We start from the raw sequence: 743 nt of genomic DNA, 5'->3' as shown, positions 1-743 counted from the left end.
GGGCCAGGTCGCCGCTCCGATACAGCCGGTCGCCCTCCACAAAGGAGCTGGCGATGAACCGCTCGGCCGTCAGCTCGGGCCGGTTGAGGTAGCCGCGCGCAACGCCGGCCCCGCCGATATAGAGCTCGCCCACCGCCCCCAACGGCACCGGCTGACCATGAGCGTCCAGAAGATAGATCCGCGTGTTCGCAATCGGACGCCCGATCGGGATATTTCGATGAGGCGCCTCAATCCTCGTCTCGGTAAGAAAGGTGGTCGACCAAATTGTCGTCTCCGTCGGACCATAAAGATTTCTGAGAGATTTTACCCTTCTGCCGAGGTTGGAGGCCAGATCTGAAGGCAGCGCTTCGCCGCCGCACAACGCGCTTAAGTCGGGCGCACCCTCCCAGTCGGCGTCCAAGAGCATACGCCATGCTGCCGGGGTCGCCTGCATCACATTTATCTTGTGATGGGATAGATGCTGCTGCAATCCAACAGCATTGCTCCGGCGAGCAAGGACGACGTTAGCTCCCACGGCCAGCGGGAGATAGAGTTCCAGCCCGGCAATGTCGAAAGAGATTGTCGTGACCGCGAGGAGTGAATCATGCTCTGTGAGGCCCAATACATCCAAAAGAGCGCGTAGGATATTGAGAACACTCGCATGCTCGACCATGACGCCCTTGGGCGTCCCGGTGGAGCCCGAGGTGTAGATGATGTAGGCGAGATGGCGGGGGGTGAGCCCCAGCGCGCGCGGGTCGGGGTCG

The 743-nt window shown here is 61.5% G+C and carries 1 protein-coding gene; it reads right to left on the bottom strand.

Annotated features, from left to right (window positions below; genetic code table 11):
• Positions 1-743: AMP-binding protein (locus tag NKI49_RS33245; protein WP_352695951.1), on the bottom strand; the 743-nt coding region annotated here is incomplete at both ends.

Origin of the sequence: Mesorhizobium sp. M0587 (assembly GCF_040320945.1) — a bacterium.
Classification (GTDB): domain Bacteria; phylum Pseudomonadota; class Alphaproteobacteria; order Rhizobiales; family Rhizobiaceae; genus Mesorhizobium.
Note: the sequence above shows the minus strand (reverse complement) of the source record. Positions and strands in the feature narration are given on the sequence as shown.